Consider the following 15053-nt stretch of genomic DNA (forward strand, 5'->3'; position numbering starts at 1 on the left):
CAGGCCGACATTCGGTCGGCGCGGTTTACCACCCCCTTCTCCTTGAGCGTTGGCACTCTCACGTATAGAGTGCCAAGTGGCGCCGATCGAGCTCCGGCACCCGCGACGACGGGGCTGTGTGAAGTGCCGTAAACGGAACACTCAAACAGGAGTCCGGAGAAGTCTCCGGACCCGCATACCCCAAAGTGGAGGGCTCATCGTGGCGAGCGTCAACATCAAGCCGCTCGAGGACAAGATCCTCGTCCAGGCCAACGAGGCTGAGACGACGACTGCCTCCGGCCTGGTCATTCCCGACACGGCCAAGGAGAAGCCCCAGGAGGGCACCGTCGTCGCAGTCGGCGAAGGCCGCGTCAACGAGCAGGGCAACCGCATCCCGGTCGACGTCAAGGAGGGTGACACGGTCATCTACTCCAAGTACGGCGGAACCGAGATCAAGTACGCCGGCCAGGAGTACCTGATCCTGTCGGCACGCGACGTGCTGGCTGTCGTCTCCAAGTAAGCCATACGTGATCCGCCCCGGAGTCCCCACAGGATCCCGGGGCGGAGTGCGTTCACGCGCGTAACCCTGAGATCCAGGAGAAGACAGAACACATGTCCAAGCAGATTGAGTTCAACGAGGTCGCACGCCGGTCTCTCGAGCGTGGAGTCGACAAGCTTGCCGACGCGGTCAAGGTGACCTTGGGTCCGCGTGGCCGCCACGTAGTGCTGGCGAAGGCCTTCGGCGGCCCGACCGTCACCAACGACGGCGTCAGCATCGCCCGGGAAATCGAGCTCGAGGACCCGTTCGAGAACCTCGGCGCGCAGCTCGTCAAGAGCGTCGCCACCAAGACCAACGACGTCGCAGGCGACGGAACCACCACCGCGACCGTGCTGGCTCAGGCCATCGTGCGAGGCGGTCTGAAGAACATCGCCGCGGGTGCGAACCCGATGGCGCTCGGCATCGGCATCAACGCCGCGGCCGACAAGGTCGTCGAGGCACTCCTCGCCGCCGCGAAGCCGGTCGAGGGCAAGACGTCCATCGCCCAGGTCGCGACCGTGTCCTCGCGTGACGAGGAGATCGGCGAAATGGTCGGCGAGGCGCTCACCCGCGTCGGCACCGACGGCGTCGTGACGGTCGAGGAATCCTCGACCCTGGCGACCGAGCTCGTGATCACCGAGGGCGTCCAGTTCGACAAGGGATACCTGTCGCCGTACTTCGTCACGGACCTCGATGCACAGAAGGCCGTGTACGAGGACGCTCTCGTGCTGCTGTACCGCGAGAAGATCACGTCCCTGCCCGATTTCCTGCCGCTGCTGGAGAAGGTTGCCGAAAGCGGCAAGCCCCTCCTCATCATCGCGGAGGACGTCGAGGGCGAGGTGCTCTCGACGCTCGTGGTCAACTCCATCCGGAAGACCATCAAGGCCGTCGCCGTCAAGGCGCCGTTCTTCGGTGACCGCCGGAAGGCGTTCCTCGACGACCTCGCCGTCGTCACCGGTGGCACGGTCATCAACTCCGACGTCGGCCTCACGCTGAAGGACGCCGGGCTGGACCTGCTCGGCAGCGCACGCCGCGTCGTGGTCAGCAAGGACGAGACCACGATCGTCGACGGCGCCGGAACCGACGACGACATCAAGGGTCGCGTCGCGCAGCTGCGCCGCGAGATCGAGAACACCGACTCCGACTGGGATCGCGAGAAGCTCGAAGAGCGTCTGGCGAAGCTGGCCGGTGGCGTCGCCGTCATCAAGGTCGGCGCGGCCACGGAGACGGACCTCAAGGAGCGCAAGTTCCGCGTCGAGGACGCCGTCAACGCCGCGAAGGCTGCTGTCGCCGAGGGCATCGTCCCCGGTGGCGGTTCCGCCCTCGTCCAGGCGAGCACCGAGCTGGCCGACAACCTCGGTCTGACCGGTGACGAGGCCACGGGCGTCAAGGTCGTGCGCGAAGCACTGCAGGCGCCGCTGTACTGGATCGCCAGCAATGCCGGTCTCGACGGTTCCGTCGTCACCAGCAAGGTTGCCGAGCAGCCCAAGGGCCACGGTTTCAACGCCGCGACCCTGACCTACGGCGACCTGCTCGCCGACGGTGTCGTCGACCCCGTGAAGGTCACCCGCTCCGCGGTCGTCAACGCGGCTTCGGTCGCGCGGATGATCCTCACCACGGAGAGCGCCGTGGTCGAGAAGCCGGCGGAAGAGGACGAGCAGCAGACCGGTCACGGGCACAGCCACTAGGCTCTGCCGTCGCGACCGATCGGCTCCGATCGTTCGAGCGAAGAAACCCCCGTGCGGATCACCGCGCGGGGGTTTCTTCTGCCGGCAGGCGCCGGCTCAGCTCAGTTGCAGCACCGCGAACGGTTCCGACGTCGGCTGGGGTGATCCTCCGGGCGGTTCGACGGTGACGGCCAGCTTCGACATCGACCCCACGTCGTCGAGGACGATCGTCGTGGTCGGCTGCACCTCTCCGGGAGAGAGGGTTCCCGCGGGCACGGGCGCGTCCCCGGACGCCGGCATCAGCCACAGCTGGTACACGGTGTCGGCGCTGGGCGGGGCGACACCGTCCAGCACGAACACCACCGCGTCCTGCGACTTCGAGTAGTTGGCGGTCGCGGACCCGCCGGCCGCGATCGCACTCGTCGACGAGTGCACGTCGGAGGCGTCGAGAACCTGCTCCGCCACGGTCGGCGCCGGACCTTCCGTGAGCTGCCGGACGATCACCGTTCCGCCGGCGAGCACCCCGACGGCGGCGGCGGCGGCGACGGCGACCTGCCAGCGGCGCCGGCGGGTGCGGCGTTCGGTGAGCGATGTCGGCCCGGACGCGGATTGCCTGACCTCGTCGAGGACTCGCGTCCGCACCCGGGGCGGGGGGTCGACGGCTCCCACTGCACTCACCACCGCGAACGCTTCGCGGATCCGCCGGACCTCGTCGGTGAACGTGGAGCGGGTGTCCTCGTCGGTGGTTGCGAGATCGGTGTCGAGTTCGCGGCGCTCACTGTCGTCCAGTGCATCGAGTGCGTACGGGTAGGCCATGCCCACGAGTTCGTCGTTCATGTCACAGACCCCCCAGGCACCCGCGAAGACGCGTCAGTCCGTCACGGATGCGCGTCTTCACCGTGGACAGGGCGACCCCCAGCTGGGAGGCGACCTCCCGGTAGGTGCGGCCGTCGTAGTACGCCATCGCGACGGACTCACGCTGCGTGTCCGTGAGCGAGTCCAGGCAGGCGAGCACCGATTGATGCTCGAGCCGGCGGGTCACCTCCTCGGTGACGTGGTCGAACGGCCCGGCGATGTTGGTGGTCTCGTAGAGCGTCTCGCGGTCGGTGCCCGCCTGCTCCGACCGCACGCGGTCGACCGCCCGGCGGTGCGCGAGCGTCATCAGCCAGGACAGTACGGAGCCGCGGGCCGGATCGAAGTTCGATGCGGTGCGCCACGCCTGGAGGAAGACCTCCTGTGTCGTCTCCTCCGCGTACCCGGGGTCGCGCAGGACCCGCAGAACCATGCCGTGTACCCGGGCGCTCGTCCGGTCGTAGAGTTCGGCGAACGCGTCGGCGTCCCCGTTCGCGACGCGGGCCATGGTGTCGTGGAGCTCGGTGGATTCGGTGGTTCGGGCCCGGTGTGCCCCGGCTGCGTCCGCCGAGCACACGTCGGCCGCTGGAGTGTTGCCCTCGGGGTTCGTCACCGGAGGTCGTCTCGCTTCATCGAGAACCACGGTAGCGTGCACATCCACTCATCTCCTCCAGCCGGTAGGCATTCGGAGACCGCGTCGCGGTGGATGGGTGTCGAGGGTGTCGATGTGACGCGGGGAACCCCCGCGCGGCGACGAGGGTTCCCCGGTGAGTGTGGTGAAGCGGTCAGACGGCTATCCGGCCGCGTCTGTGCCGGGCGTGCATCTCGCGTTCCGTTTCGGACATTCCGCCCCAGATCCCGTACGGCTCGGACACGCTCAGCGCGTGATTGCGGCACTGGGCGAGGACCGGGCAGCGTCTGCACATCTCCTTCGCGCGGGTCTCCCGCTGCGCGCGCGCCCGGCCACGCTCTCCGTCGGGATGGAAGAACATCGAGGAGTCGACCCCGCGGCACAGTCCGTGCATCTGCCAATCCCAGATATCGGCGTTCGGGCCGGGCAGGTGGTTGGGTGCAGGCATGTGGACTCCTTAGCTGCAAGCTCGCCTCGGGCGACGAGCGGACCGTGGGCTCGTAGGTACGTTCAAGCCACTAATCATTCACGTCGCTAACCGTAGAGTCGGTTGTGAAATCGCGTCAATAGTTGTTCACAGTGGCGATTTACATATCCCACGAGCTGAAAGTTAACCTGGAAAATATTTACTTTCCCGCGGTTCCGTGATTCCGTTTCGGGTTGAAAGACCCCCGGTCACGGGCGACGATGTGCGGGTGCCCCAGCCCGCGGAGCCTCACACCCAGCCCCCTTCCGGACCCCCGGACGAGGGACCGACGATCTCGGTATCCGCCCTGGCCAGAAAGCTCGGGGTCGCTCCGTCGACGCTCCGCACCTGGGACCGCAGATACGGCATCGGACCCTCCGTGCACGCGCAGGGAAGTCACCGGCGATACACGCCGCGCGACGTCGCCCGGCTCGAATGCATGCAACACGCTCTGGACGGTGGTGCAAACTCCGCGGAGGCCGCGAGATATGCGATTAACGCAATGGCTACATATTCGTCAGAAAGCGACCACCGACCGGGTGTGAAAAATCTGGGTGACAACTCGGTGAACGGGACGGAAACAGACCCGTCGAACCTTTTGTCATCCTTTTCCGGCCTCGGCGGCGCCGAGGCGTCCGTCCGGAATTTATCGGGTGCGTTGCTGGCGCGAGACGTCGTGACAATCCGGCGGATCGTCGTGCGGGCCGTCGCGGAGCGGGGATTCAGCTCCATGTGGACGACCCTGGTCGTTCCGGTGCTCGAATGGGCGGACGAGGGCAGGAATTCGGAGGCTGCGGCTGCGAGTGTCCGCGTATTCGCCGAGTGCGTCGCAGGAATCCTGTCCACGATGACGCTGGACGCGCCGATCGGCGGTGGTGGCCGTGTCCTGCTCGTGCACGTGCCGGCGGATCTATCGGACTCAGTTCCCGCTGACCCGTACAGCCTCGAATTCCGGGCCCTGGGCGCCGCCCTGGCCACGGCCGCGGTGGACACGCGGATCGCGCTGCCCCTGTGCCGGTCGGCGCTTCTCGCTGCCGTGACCAACGCCGAGCCGGACGCGATCGTCCTGTGGTTTCCCGCCGCCGGATGCGACCTCCCGTCTCTCCTGCGGGCGATCCGCCGCAGGCGCACCGGGTTGACGATGCTCGCGGGCGGCCCTGGATGCCGGACGCAGTCGCTGCCCCGATCGATCGCGGTGCTGGGCACGCTGGACGAGGCCGTGGACGCCGTCACCGCGGTCACCTGACCGCGGGGCGGCCGGACGATGCGATGATCTCGGCGTGCCCGACTCCAGTCTCCGTTCCGACGCCACGAATTCGTTGATCCGCGCGGCTTTCGGCGCCGACCCGGGCGCGTGCCCGCTGCCGGCGTCCGACGTTCCCGTCGAGCGCTGGATGCGAGCGGTGGCGTGGGGTGCCCGGGGGCACTACGCCCGATCCCGCGCAGAGCTGGACGCACTGACGCGGGGCGGGGTGGCCGAGCCTGCGGTCGTCTCGCTCGCCTGGAGCACGCAGGCGTCGTTGCTGAGGCAGCTCGGCTGGCACGGTGTGGCGTCCGGGTTCGACGGCCGGGCTCTCGCCGCCGTCGGGACGCGTCCGGGCGACGAGGACGGCGTCCTGGTTCGCGAAGCGCGGTGCGACGCGCTGACGGGGCTGGCCGCCGACGCGCTGGGGTGCGGCCGGCTGGCACTGGGCCGGCGGCTTCTCGGCAGGTGCTCCGAGCATCTGGACGAGCGTGCTCCCGACGAGCTGTGGCGCCAGCGCGTCCGCAGGCACTGGGTGAGTGCGGAGTTGTTTCTCGCGGGCGGAGACTTCGCCTCGGCGCGCCGCCACGCCGAGACCGCTGCGGAAATTTCGGAGGCCGCCGGATCTGCGCGACACCGCGTCAAATCGGATCTGCTGCGGAGCGCGTCCATGACGGGGGAGCCCGATTCGGGTCCGGCGGCGCGGCTTGCCGCGGATGTGCTCGACCGGTGCGATCGGTACGGCTTGATACCTCTGAAGTGGGCAGCTGCGATGTTGCTGAGTGGTGTGACATCCGACTCACCTGCGGAGGCCGTGCGTACGGAGTGCGAAGCCGTCATCAGGGCGCGAGGTGGGCGCTTCCGAATCTGACTCCGCTGGTCGAGCCCCGTGCGGCCCGGTTGCGCGCGAATCGCTGCGAATCCGGGCGAATACCGTTCGGTCCGCACCGTTACTCTTGGAGTGTTCCGCTGAGAGCGGGAGCACACCCATCGGGGGAGGTGCCACTGTAACGCCAGGATATTCAGCAACGATGACTAATACGAGCGAGGAGTTGGACTCCGCAGTCGCCGCTGCAACGCAGGGTGACCGGGCCGCTTTAGCTCTGGTCCTGGAAAACATTCGGCCCTTGGTTGTGCGTTACTGCAGAGCCAGGGTCGGTGCTGCGGAGAGGGGACAACTCTCCGCGGACGACGTGGCACAAGAAGTGTGCCTCGCCGTGATGACGGCCTTGCCTCGTTACGAGGATCAAGGCCGGCCGTTCATGGCATTCGTCTACGGGATCGCCGCGCACAAGGTCGCCGACGCGCATCGGAACTCCGCCCGTAACAAGTCGGAGCCCGTCGCCGAAGTACCGGATGTCGTAGCCAACGATGACGGACCCGAACAGAGGGCGCTGGACTCGGAAGCAAGCAGGCAGATGAACGAACTGCTGAGCACGCTGCCGGAGAAGCACCGGGAGATCTTGATCCTCCGCCTCGTGGTCGGTATGTCAGCCGAGGAGACGGCCGCGGCCGTGGGTAGTACTGCGGGAGCTGTCCGCGTGGCTCAACACCGAGCCATCGCGAAACTGAAAAAAGAAGTGACGAGGGCAGGTGAGAGGTTTGGCTAGGGGCATCAAGCGCAACGGCAATCCCGATGCCGATCTCCCAGGAGACGACGCACCGGTGGACGTCGCGGCAGTGCGCCGCGACGACGCTTTGATCGACGCGATCGCCGGCGGCGGTCCCGTCGCAACGGATTCGCCGGAGCAGTACGAGCTCGCGCTTCTGCTGACCAATTGGCGCGCCGACATCGTGGCGACGCCGATGCCGACCGGGCCGCTGCTGGACGACGTGATCGCGGCGATCGACGCCTCGGACGCCCGTTCCGCACGCAGCGCTGCCCGCAGCAAGCTCCGCTTGTTGCGACCCATCGCAGGCGCTGCCGCCGCGATCGCGGTCGTCATGGGTGGCGCGACCATCTTCTCGTACAACGCCGCACCCGGCGATCCGCTGTGGAGCGTCAAGTCGGTCGTGTTCAGCCAGCAGGCCGATTCGACCGTCGCACAGATCGACACCACGTCGCAGCTGCAGGAGGCCGAGCGGCTGATCGCCTCGGGCGACGCGGAGGCGGCGAAGAACCTGCTCGAGGGCGCCGCCGACCGTTCCGGCGGGGTACGCGACGCCGACATGCGCAACGAACTCGACGTGTGGCGGGCGAAGCTCGCCGCGGAGGTCGAGAAGATCGCTCCCACCACGCCGCCTGCGACGACGACGCCCGGTACCACCACGACGGATGCGCCGACGCAGGCCACCGAGTTGCCGGCCACCGTGCCGGGCACACCCGGTTCGACGACACTGCCGGGAATCGAGCAGTTGCCGGGAACCCTGCCGACGGATCTGCAGATTCCGGGACTGCCGCCCATCCCGCTGCCACAGCTGCCCACGCTGCCGCCGCCTCCGCCCGAAACGGTGCCGCCCATGAGCCCGGATCCCACGATCATGTTGGTTCCGACGCTGCCCTCGGACACTCCGGCGACGGAGCCGTCCACCCAGCAGCCGCCGCAGGAGCCCTCGACGGTGCCGCTGCCCACCACCACGACCCCGGTCCCGGTGCTACCGCCCACCAGCTAGCGGTTCGGCGGCCCTCCCGCACAGACCACTGTGGCCCGACACTTCGCGTGTCGGGCCACAGTGGTCTGTATCGGGTTGTGCCGGATCAGGCGTCGAAACCGTCTCCGTGCAGAGCGTCGTTCATCGAGGCGTCCGCGTAGCCGCGGCAGTAGTCCCAGGTGACGTATGCCTCGGGTGTCGGGTCGTAGGCGGGCTCGTGCGGGCGCACGGTGCCGTCGACCAGAAGCTGGAGGAGGTTGGCACGAAGCATGTCCCAATCGTGGTAGTGATCTTGCTGGCAGTCTTCGCAGCAGACGACGAGACCGCGGATCCCGCGATGTGCCAGCAGCGCCTCGTACACGGCGAGGTCGGCCAGATCTTCCTCCACGGCGAGACGCTCGTGGGGGTCGAGTGGTTGGCCCGGTTCGATCGCGTCGAGAGCTGCGGACGGGTCGGCGGGGTCGCCGGCGAAGGGGTCCGGGGGCAGACCTGGAGGCAGTTGATCGCGCACAGCACCACGGTACGCAGGTCAGCCCGGTCTGCGCCAGCCGTTCGGCGTACGCCCAGCGTGGGTGGGCTCCGTGGTGATCGCGTCGAGCCGATATCATGGTTTGTGGAGCTGGGAATATCGATCGTCGCTCCGGCCTTTTTCTTGTATCCGTGTTCCCGAAAGTTTCCACCAGATCGAAGATCTGAATGTCCACAGACGGCGCCACCGGCGCCGCACCTATGTTCCATGGAGGGCCCGAACCGCATGACAAGTTCAGCAGGGCATGTACACACCGGCGGTGACGACCCGAACAAGGTCGCGATGCTGGGTCTCACGTACGACGACGTCCTGCTCTTGCCGGCGGCGTCGAATGTCATCCCCGGCCAGGTCGACACGTCCAGCCAGCTGACCAGGGACATCCGGCTGCGAGTGCCGCTCGTCAGCTCCGCGATGGACACCGTCACCGAGGCGCGGATGGCCATCGCCATGGCCCGCGCCGGTGGCATGGGCGTCCTGCACCGCAACCTGTCGGTGGAGGCCCAGGCCGGGCAGGTGGAGACGGTCAAGCGGTCCGAGGCGGGAATGGTCACCGACCCGGTCACCTGCAAGCCGTCCGACACTCTCGCCGAGGTCGACGCCAAGTGCGCCCGCTTCCGGATCTCCGGACTTCCGGTCACCGACGAGGCGGGGCAGCTCGTCGGCATCATCACCAACCGCGACATGCGCTTCGAGGTCGACCAGAACCGCGCCGTGTCCGAGGTCATGACGAAGGCCCCGCTGATCACCGCGCAGGAGGGTGTCACCGCGGAGGTGGCGCTGGGTCTGCTCCGCCGCCACAAGATCGAGAAGCTGCCGATCGTGGACGGTCAGGGCAAGCTCACCGGCCTCATCACGGTCAAGGACTTCGTGAAGACCGAGCAGCACCCGGACGCCACCAAGGACCGCGACGGCCGGCTCCTCGTCGGTGCCGCCGTGGGTGTGGGTGACGAGGCGTGGAGCCGCGCAATGGCTCTCACCGACGCCGGAGTGGACGTGCTCGTCGTCGACAGCGCCCACGGTCATTCGGCCGGCGTGCTGGACATGATCTCGAAGCTCAAGGCCGAGGTTGACGAGCGCGTGCAGATCATCGGCGGCAACGTCGCCACCCGCGGCGGTGCGGCCGCTCTCATCGAGGCAGGTGTGGACGCGGTCAAGGTCGGTGTCGGCCCCGGCTCCATCTGCACCACCCGCGTCATCGCCGGTGTCGGCGCCCCGCAGATCACTGCGATCCTCGAAGCGGTCGCCGCAGCCAAGCCGCACGGTGTGCCGGTGATCGCCGACGGTGGACTGCAGTTCTCCGGCGACATCGCGAAGGCCCTGGCGGCAGGCGCGTCGACGGCCATGCTCGGTTCGCTGCTCGCGGGCACCGCGGAGTCGCCGGGCGAGCTGATCCTCGTGAACGGCAAGCAGTACAAGAGCTACCGCGGCATGGGTTCCCTCGGCGCGATGCAGAGCCGTGGCGCCGCGAAGTCGTATTCCAAGGACCGCTACTTCCAGGACGACGTGCTGTCCGAGGACAAGCTGGTTCCGGAGGGCATCGAGGGCCGGGTCGCGTTCCGCGGTCCGCTGTCCCAGGTCACCCATCAGCTCACGGGCGGTCTGCGGGCCGCCATGGGCTACACGGGAGCGTCGTCGATCGAGGAACTGCAGAACGCGCAGTTCGTGCAGATCACCGCTGCGGGTCTGAAGGAGAGCCACCCGCACGACATCACGATGACGGTCGAAGCTCCCAACTACACCGCTCGCTAGCAACCAGTCACGATTCACGAGAAAGGGGCGCGCGTGCGCGACCTCGTTGAGATCGGCATGGGCCGAACAGCCCGACGAACCTATGAGCTGGACGACATCGACATCGTCCCCTCCCGCCGGACCCGCTCCTCCAAGGAGGTGTCGACGTCCTGGCAGCTCGACGCATACCGGTTCGACATTCCTGTGCTGGCGCATCCGACCGACGCGCTCGTGTCGCCGTCGTTCGCGATCGAACTCGGCAAGCGTGGTGGCCTCGGGGTCATCAACGGTGAGGGTCTGTGGGGCCGGCATGCGGACGTCGAGGCGAAGCTCGCCGAACTCGTTGCGCTGGCCGAGTCGGACGTCGACGTCGAGGCGCCGATCAAGAAGCTGCAGGAACTGCACGCCGCGCCGTTGCAGCCGGGGCTTCTGGCTGCTGCCGTGGCCCAGGTCCGCGACGCAGGTGTCACGACCGCGGTTCGGGTCAGCCCGCAGAACGCCCGGGCGCTCACCCCGCAGCTGCTCGAGGCGGGCATCGACCTGCTGGTCGTGCACGGCACGATCATCTCCGCCGAGCACGTCGCGCACGGCGACAGCGAGCCGCTGAACCTCAAGACGTTCATCTCCGAGCTCGACGTCCCCGTCGTGGCCGGTGGGGTGAGCGATCACCGCACCGCGCTGCACCTGATGCGTACGGGCGCGGCCGGTGTGATCGTCGGATACGGCTCCACCGAGGGCGCCACGACCACCGGTGAGGTGCTGGGCATCGGTCTCCCGATGGCCACGGCCATCGCGGACGCCGCTGCTGCTCGCCGTGACTACCTCGACGAGACGGGTGGACGCTACGTCCACGTTATCGCGGACGGCGACATCACCTCCTCGGGCGACCTCGCCAAGGCGATCGCCTGTGGCGCGGACGCCGCAGTCCTGGGCGCACCGCTGGCCGTCGCGGCGGAGGCTCCCGGCGGCGGCTGGTATTGGCCGTCGGCCGCGGCGCATCCCTCGGTTCCGCGCGGCACGATGCTGCCGGTCTCGTTCGGTGACCGTCCGTCGCTCGACCGCGTCCTCACGGGTCCGTCCGACGACCCGTTCGGTTCGCTGAACTTCGTCGGCGGGCTGCGCCGCTCGATGGCGAAGTCGGGGTACTCGGATCTGAAGGAATTTCAGAAGGTCGGCCTGACCGTCCGCGCCTGAGGCGTCCGTTCGCCGCCGCTTCTCTCGTCGCCCAATGTCACATCGGTGCAGTTCAACTGCACCGGTGAGGCATTGGGCGACGTGCGTTTGCGGGTATCACGACCGTTCCTGATACCTCTCGTTACAGTTAGGTGACCCTTGTGGCAGCTGTCACAGCCGAGGGGTGCATACTGGCGAGTAATAACTCAGGTGTCGTTGGAGGTCGAGTGATGAGCAAGCAGCGCGCAACGGAGTACGACGTCCTCATCGTCGGATCCGGATTCGGTGGCAGTGTCACCGCACTCCGATTGGTCGAGAAGGGCTACAAGGTCGGCATCCTCGAGGCGGGCCGTCGCTACGCCGACGCGGACTTCGCGAAGACCAGCTGGGATCTCAAGAAGTTCCTCTGGGCGCCCGCCCTCGGTTTCTTCGGCATCCAGCGCGTCCACCTGCTGCGCGACTGCCTCATCCTCGCCGGCGCCGGCGTCGGTGGCGGTTCGCTCAACTACGCGAACACGCTCTACAAGCCGCCCGCCTCCTTCTTCCAGGACAAGCAGTGGTCGCACATCACCGACTGGCACGACGAGCTCACGCCGTACTACGAGCAGGCCCGGAAGATGCTGGGCGTGGTCCAGAACCCGCACATGACCCCCGCCGACGAGATCATCAAGTCGGTCGCGGAGGACATGGGGGTGGGCGATACGTTCATCCAGACCCCGGTCGGTGTCTTCTTCGGTGAAGCGGGCAAGACCGTGCCCGACCCGTACTTCGGCGGCGTCGGCCCCGACCGCACCGGATGCATCGAGTGCGGCGAATGCATGACCGGATGCCGGCACGGCGCCAAGAACACCCTGCTCAAGAACTACCTGGGTCTCGCGGAGAAGGCGGGCGCCGAGATCATCCCGATGACCACGGTCACCGGTCTGCGCGAGGCGTCCGACGGCACCTGGGACGTCTTCACCCGGCGCAGCGGGCCGCGGAAGAACCGGAACCGCAAGACATACACCGCCGCGAACGTCGTCCTGGCCGCGGGCACATGGGGCACCCAGCATCTGCTGTTCGACCAGAAGGAGACGGGCGCGCTGCCCAAGATCTCCGACCGGCTGGGCGTGCTCACCCGCACCAATTCGGAGTCGATCCTCGGCGCCGCCAAGAACAAGGTGGACCCCGCGCTCGAGCTCACGAAGGGCGTCGCCATCACGTCGTCGTTCCACCCGACGTCCGACACCCACGTCGAGCCGGTGCGCTACGGCAAGGGGTCGAACTCGATGGCGCTGCTGCAGACGCTGCTGACCGACGGCGGCGGCCGGCGGTGGATGACGTTCCTCAAGGAACTCGCGAAGGATCCGAAAGCTCTGAAGGTCCTCACCCCGTACAAGTGGAGCGAGCGCACCATCATCGCGCTGGTGATGCAGAACCTCGACAACTCCATCACCACGTACACGAAGAAGGGCCTGTTCGGTCGGCGCAAGGTCACCAGCAAGCAGGGCCACGGCCAGCCGAACCCCAGCTGGATCCCGGCAGGCAACGAGGCGACCCGCCGGATCGCGGAGAAGATCGACGGTCGCGCGGGCGGCACCTGGGGCGACGTGTTCAACATCCCGCTCACCGCGCACTTCCTCGGTGGCTGCACGATCGCGTCGGAACCGTCGAAGGGCGTCATCGACCCGTACCACCGCGTGTGGGGTTACCCGACGCTGAGCGTGGTCGACGGGTCGGCCGTGTCCGCGAACCTGGGCGTCAACCCGTCGCTGACGATCTCGGCGCAGGCCGAGCGTGCGGCCTCGTTGTGGCCGAACAAGGGCGAGGAGGACCTGCGTCCGGCGCAGGGCGAGGGATACCGGCGCCTGAACCCGGTCGCCCCGGTCGCACCGGTCGTCCCGGCGGGGGCGCCCGCCGCGCTGGTGCTGCCGATCGTCGAGATCCGCAACAGCTCCGTGGTGCCCGACGCGCAGAAGCACGGCGTTGCATAGGGCGCGAGAGGGCCGGGTCATGGGGTCGCGCAGACCACAGAGCTGCGCCGATTAGACTGACCCGGTGGCAGATATCGAGCAACAGAGACCGGTCCTCGTCGTCGACTTCGGCGCGCAGTACGCGCAGCTGATCGCCCGGCGGGTGCGTGAGGCCAAGGTCTATTCCGAGGTGGTTCCGCACACCGCGACCGTCGAGGAGATCGCGGCCAAGAATCCCCTTGCCGTGGTGCTGTCGGGCGGGCCGTCGAGCGTCTACGCGGACGGTGCGCCGCAACTCGATCCGGCACTGTTCGATCTGGACATTCCGGTGTTCGGCATCTGCTACGGATTCCAGGCCATGGCGGGCGCACTCGGCGGGACGGTGGCACACACCGGCACCCGTGAGTATGGCCGCACCGACCTGAAGGTGCAGGGCGGTCTGCTGCACGAGGGGCTGCCGTCCAGTCAGCCCGTGTGGATGAGCCACGGCGACGCGGTCACCGAGGCCCCGGCCGGCTTCGAGGTGACGGCCACGAGCGAGGGCGCACCCGTCGCCGCGTTCGAGGACCGGGCCCGCAAGCTCGCGGGTGTGCAGTACCACCCGGAGGTGCTGCACTCGCCGCACGGCCAGCAGGTGCTCAGCCGGTTCCTCCACGAGATCGCCGGCATTCCTCCCGCATGGACGGCCGCGAACATCGCCGACGCCCTCGTCGAGCAGGTCCGCGAGCAGGTCGGCGACGGCAAGGCGATCTGCGGGCTCTCCGGCGGTGTCGACTCCGCTGTCGCGGCGGCGCTCGTGCAGCGCGCCATCGGCGACAACCTGACGTGTGTGTTCGTCGATCACGGTCTGATGCGGGCGGGCGAGCGTGCCCAGGTCGAACAGGATTTCGTTGCCGCGACCGGCGCCAAGCTGATCACGGTCGACGCCGCCGACACCTTCATCGGTGAGCTGGCGGGGGTGTCCGACCCGGAGACCAAACGTAAGATCATCGGCCGCGAGTTCATCCGCAGCTTCGAGGGCGCAGTCAGCGACGTGCTGGGCGAGAACGCCGCGCACGGCGACACGGTCGAATTCCTCGTGCAGGGCACGCTGTACCCGGACGTGGTGGAATCCGGCGGCGGCACCGGCACGGCCAACATCAAGAGCCACCACAACGTCGGCGGACTGCCGGAAGACCTGCAGTTCACGCTCGTGGAGCCGCTCCGCCTGCTGTTCAAGGACGAGGTCCGGGCGGTGGGACGCGAGTTGGGTCTGCCCGAGGAAATCGTGGGACGCCAGCCGTTCCCCGGCCCCGGGCTGGGCATCCGCATCATCGGCGAGGTCACGCAGGAGCGGCTCGACATCCTGCGTCACGCGGATTCCATTGCGCGCGAAGAGCTGACGGCCGCCGGGCTCGACGGTCAGATCTGGCAGTGCCCCGTGGTGCTGCTCGCCGACGTCCGCAGCGTCGGCGTGCAGGGTGACGGACGCACCTACGGTCACCCGATCGTGCTCCGCCCCGTGTCCAGTGAGGACGCGATGACCGCGGACTGGACGCGACTGCCCTACGACGTTCTCGAGCGGATCTCCACCCGGATCACCAACGAGGTGCACGACGTCAACCGTGTCGTGCTGGACATCACGAGCAAGCCGCCGGGCACCATCGAGTGGGAGTGACGCACTGTGCGCGGTGAGTGAGTCCGAGGACTCGCTCACCGCGCAC

At 67.9% G+C, this 15053-nt stretch carries 14 protein-coding genes and 1 pseudogene; 11 read left to right on the plus strand and 4 right to left on the minus strand.

Annotated features, from left to right (window positions below):
* Nucleotides 1-199: 199 nt before the first annotated feature.
* Both groES and groL read left to right on the plus strand, forming a co-directional pair.
* Nucleotides 200-499, plus strand: a complete 300-nt coding sequence (gene groES / locus QM841_RS18200; protein ID WP_003940763.1) for a co-chaperone GroES — start codon at nucleotides 200-202, stop codon at nucleotides 497-499.
* A 92-nt stretch (nucleotides 500-591) separates the two neighbouring features.
* Complete coding sequence (gene groL / locus QM841_RS18205) at nucleotides 592-2205, plus strand: chaperonin GroEL (RefSeq protein ID WP_105412619.1); 1614 nt, start codon at nucleotides 592-594, stop codon at nucleotides 2203-2205.
* Nucleotides 2206-2301: 96 nt separating this feature from the next.
* On the opposite strand, the gene QM841_RS18210 is transcribed toward groL, so the two are convergent.
* From QM841_RS18210 to QM841_RS18220, 3 genes are all read right to left on the minus strand, one after another.
* Nucleotides 2302-3021 carry an anti-sigma factor gene (locus QM841_RS18210; RefSeq protein WP_283333003.1) on the minus strand — a complete coding sequence of 240 codons (720 nt, stop codon included), beginning with the start codon at nucleotides 3019-3021 and terminating at the stop codon, nucleotides 2302-2304.
* 1 nt (nucleotide 3022) lies between these two features.
* Complete coding sequence (locus tag QM841_RS18215; protein ID WP_283333004.1) at nucleotides 3023-3649, minus strand: sigma-70 family RNA polymerase sigma factor; 627 nt, start codon at nucleotides 3647-3649, stop codon at nucleotides 3023-3025.
* 172 nt (nucleotides 3650-3821) lie between these two features.
* Nucleotides 3822-4115, minus strand: coding sequence for a WhiB family transcriptional regulator (locus QM841_RS18220; RefSeq protein ID WP_005239766.1), 294 nt, complete (start codon nucleotides 4113-4115; stop codon nucleotides 3822-3824).
* A gap of 247 nt (nucleotides 4116-4362) precedes the next feature.
* Here QM841_RS18220 and QM841_RS18225 point away from each other — a divergent pair.
* The 5 genes and pseudogenes from QM841_RS18225 to QM841_RS18245 all read left to right on the plus strand — a co-directional run.
* Nucleotides 4363-4611, plus strand: a pseudogene (locus QM841_RS18225) (MerR family transcriptional regulator); the annotation flags it as partial.
* Nucleotides 4612-4674: 63 nt separating this feature from the next.
* Complete coding sequence (locus QM841_RS18230) at nucleotides 4675-5379, plus strand: transcriptional regulator (RefSeq protein ID WP_283333058.1); 705 nt, start codon at nucleotides 4675-4677, stop codon at nucleotides 5377-5379.
* Between the two features lie 34 nt (nucleotides 5380-5413).
* Entirely contained in the window at nucleotides 5414-6247 is an 834-nt protein-coding gene (locus QM841_RS18235; protein WP_283333005.1) for a hypothetical protein, read from the plus strand.
* Nucleotides 6248-6407: 160 nt separating this feature from the next.
* On the plus strand, nucleotides 6408-6986 hold the full coding sequence (locus QM841_RS18240) for a sigma-70 family RNA polymerase sigma factor (RefSeq protein ID WP_005239770.1): 579 nt from the start codon (nucleotides 6408-6410) through the stop codon (nucleotides 6984-6986).
* Nucleotides 6970-7989: an anti-sigma-D factor RsdA gene (locus QM841_RS18245; RefSeq protein WP_283333006.1), complete on the plus strand. Its 1020-nt coding sequence runs from the start codon at nucleotides 6970-6972 to the stop codon at nucleotides 7987-7989. The genes QM841_RS18240 and QM841_RS18245 overlap by 17 nt, the downstream gene beginning before the upstream one ends.
* A gap of 85 nt (nucleotides 7990-8074) precedes the next feature.
* Here the strand turns inward: QM841_RS18245 and QM841_RS18250 are convergent, their stop codons facing one another.
* Nucleotides 8075-8479 carry a DUF5319 domain-containing protein gene (locus tag QM841_RS18250; RefSeq protein WP_005239778.1) on the minus strand — a complete coding sequence of 135 codons (405 nt, stop codon included), beginning with the start codon at nucleotides 8477-8479 and terminating at the stop codon, nucleotides 8075-8077.
* Nucleotides 8480-8722: 243 nt separating this feature from the next.
* On the opposite strand from QM841_RS18250, the gene guaB reads away from it, so the two are divergent.
* The 4 genes from guaB to guaA all read left to right on the plus strand — a co-directional run bounded on the left by guaB (nucleotide 8723) and on the right by guaA (nucleotide 15007).
* Nucleotides 8723-10246 carry an IMP dehydrogenase gene (gene guaB / locus QM841_RS18255; protein ID WP_037244801.1) on the plus strand — a complete coding sequence of 508 codons (1524 nt, stop codon included), beginning with the start codon at nucleotides 8723-8725 and terminating at the stop codon, nucleotides 10244-10246.
* A gap of 33 nt (nucleotides 10247-10279) precedes the next feature.
* Nucleotides 10280-11419 (plus strand): GuaB3 family IMP dehydrogenase-related protein, encoded by a 1140-nt coding sequence (locus QM841_RS18260; RefSeq protein ID WP_005257142.1) that lies wholly within the window; start codon nucleotides 10280-10282, stop codon nucleotides 11417-11419.
* Nucleotides 11420-11628: 209 nt separating this feature from the next.
* Nucleotides 11629-13371 carry a GMC family oxidoreductase N-terminal domain-containing protein gene (locus tag QM841_RS18265; RefSeq protein WP_283333007.1) on the plus strand — a complete coding sequence of 581 codons (1743 nt, stop codon included), beginning with the start codon at nucleotides 11629-11631 and terminating at the stop codon, nucleotides 13369-13371.
* A 64-nt stretch (nucleotides 13372-13435) separates the two neighbouring features.
* The gene (guaA, locus tag QM841_RS18270) at nucleotides 13436-15007 is read left to right on the plus strand and encodes a glutamine-hydrolyzing GMP synthase (protein ID WP_005570997.1); all 1572 of its coding nucleotides are present in this window, start codon (nucleotides 13436-13438) and stop codon (nucleotides 15005-15007) included.
* Nucleotides 15008-15053: the final 46 nt, after the last annotated feature.

The sequence above is a fragment of the Rhodococcus sp. IEGM 1307 genome (assembly GCF_030056915.1).
GTDB lineage: Bacteria > Actinomycetota > Actinomycetes > Mycobacteriales > Mycobacteriaceae > Rhodococcus_F > Rhodococcus_F opacus_D.

Bases quoted from the DNA above. Each gene is read 5' to 3' on its own strand.
- QM841_RS18240 (WP_005239770.1), top strand. From the start codon at position 6,408: ATGACTAATACGAGCGAGGAGTTGGACTCCGCAGTCGCCGCTGCAACG.
- QM841_RS18210 (WP_283333003.1), bottom strand. From the start codon at position 3,021: ATGAACGACGAACTCGTGGGCATGGCCTACCCGTACGCACTCGATGCA.
- QM841_RS18265 (WP_283333007.1), top strand. From the start codon at position 11,629: ATGAGCAAGCAGCGCGCAACGGAGTACGACGTCCTCATCGTCGGATCC.
- groL (WP_105412619.1), top strand. From the start codon at position 592: ATGTCCAAGCAGATTGAGTTCAACGAGGTCGCACGCCGGTCTCTCGAG.
- QM841_RS18220 (WP_005239766.1), bottom strand. From the start codon at position 4,115: ATGCCTGCACCCAACCACCTGCCCGGCCCGAACGCCGATATCTGGGAT.
- guaB (WP_037244801.1), top strand. From the start codon at position 8,723: ATGACAAGTTCAGCAGGGCATGTACACACCGGCGGTGACGACCCGAAC.